The following is a 1950-nucleotide window of genomic DNA, read 5'->3' as shown; positions in this document are numbered from 1 at the left end:
AGGTGAAGGAGTCGCTGCCGAAGAAGTTGGCGTTCGGCGTGTACGTCAAGTTCGGGGCGGTGCCCGAAAGCGTGCCGCTGGTTGGTTGATCCACGACCGCGAAGATCGTCAGCGGATCGGTCTCGACATCGCTGCCGGTGAGCACGATCGCCACGCTGTCGTTCTCGTCGACGGTGACGCTCTGGTCATCGGCGGTCGGCAGATCGTTGACGGAGTTGACGGTGATGTTGACCGTTGCTTCATCGGCACCACCGGCGTTATCGAGCACGCGGTAGGTGAACGAGTCTGGACCGGAGAAGTTCGCATCGGGTGTGTAGGTAAAGCTGCCGTCACCATCAAGCACCAAGGTGCCGTTGGTCGGCTGAGTTAGAGTTACATAAGTCAGGCCCGTGCTATCGACATCCGTCACGTCAGCGGTCAAGTCACCGGCGGTGATGGCCACATCTTCATCAGTCGAAGCGGTTCCATCGACCGCTACCGGGGCATCGTTGACCGGGGTGACCGTGACGTTGACTGTCGCGGTGCTGGTCTCTCCGCCGGCATCGGTCACCGTGTAGGTGAACGTGTCGCTGCCCGAGAAGTCGGCATCCGGCGTGTACACCACGCTGTTGCCTACCACGGATACCGAACCATCGGCAGGAGCGGTGTCGCCGGTTTCCAGCGAAACGGTCAGCGAAGCGTCATCGACATCGGTGTCGTTAGCTGCCACGTCGATCGTGACCGGGGTATCTTCGGCCGTGGTCGCACTGTCGTTGACGGCAACCGGTGCGTCGTTGACGGCCAGAACCGTTAGGTCGAACGTCGTGTCGACGCTGGCACCTTCACTATCGGTCGCGGTCACCGTGATCGTGGTGGTACCGTCATCGCCGTTGAGTGGTGTGCCGGAGAATTCAGAACCATCGAAGCTGAGCCAAGACGGCAGACCGCTAGCGGTCAGCGTCAATGTCGCATCTTCGACATCGCTGAACGTGTTGGTCGGAACCACCAAGCTGTAGGCGGTCCCTTCGGTCGCATCGGCAGCGACGATCGCGTTGTCCAGCGTTGGCGTGCTGTTGACGCTGCCCACGCTGATCGAGACCGTCGCGGTGCTGCTCACTCCGCCATCGGCGTCTTCGACCGTGAAGGTGAAGCTGTCGCTGCCGAAGAAGTTGGCGTTCGGCGTGTACGTCAAGTTCGGGGCGGTGCCCGAAAGCGTGCCGCTGGTTGGTTGATCCACGACCGCGAAGATCGTCAGCGGATCGGTCTCGACGTCGCTGCCGGTGAGCACGATCGCCACCGGAGTGTTCTCGTCGGTGCTGACACTCTGGTCATCGGCGGTCGGCAGATCGTTGACGGAGTTGACGGTGATGATCACCGTTGCTTCATCGGCACCACCGGCGTTATCGAGCACGCGGTAGGTGAAGGAGTCTGAACCGGAGAAGTTTGCATCGGGTGTGTAGGTAAAGCTGCCGTCACCATCAAGCACCAAGGTGCCGTCGGTGGGCTGAGTCAGAGCTACGTAAGTCAGGCCCGTGCTATCGACATCCGTCACGTCAGCAGTCAAGTCACCGGCGGTGATGGCCACATCTTCATCAGTCGAAGCGGTTCCATCGACCGCTACCGGGGCATCGTTGACCGGGGTCACCGTGACGTTGACCGTCGCGGTGCTGGTCTCTCCACCAGCATCGGTGACCGTGTAGGTGAACGTGTCGCTGCCCGAGAAGTCGGCATCCGGCGTGTACACCACGCTGTTACCGACCACCGCAACGCTGCCGCCGGCAGGAGCGGTGTCGCCGGTTTCCAGCGAAACCGTCAGCGAAGCGTCATCGACATCGGTGTCGTTGGCTGCCACGTCGATCGTGACCGGGGTATCTTCGGCCGTGGTCGCACTGTCGTTGACGGCAACCGGTGCGTCGTTGACGGCCAGAACCGTTAGGTCGAACGTCGTGTCGACGCTGGCACCTTCACTAT

1 protein-coding gene is annotated in these 1950 nt (G+C 61.5%); it reads right to left on the bottom strand.

The genetic code is table 11. The features are described from left to right. On the bottom strand, window positions 1-1950 hold a 1950-nt coding region (locus tag RC85_RS25580), incomplete at both ends, for an Ig-like domain-containing protein (RefSeq protein ID WP_157594083.1).

Source organism: Rubripirellula obstinata, assembly GCF_001642955.1.
GTDB lineage: Bacteria > Planctomycetota > Planctomycetia > Pirellulales > Pirellulaceae > Rubripirellula > Rubripirellula obstinata.
Note: the sequence above shows the minus strand (reverse complement) of the source record. Positions and strands in the feature narration are given on the sequence as shown.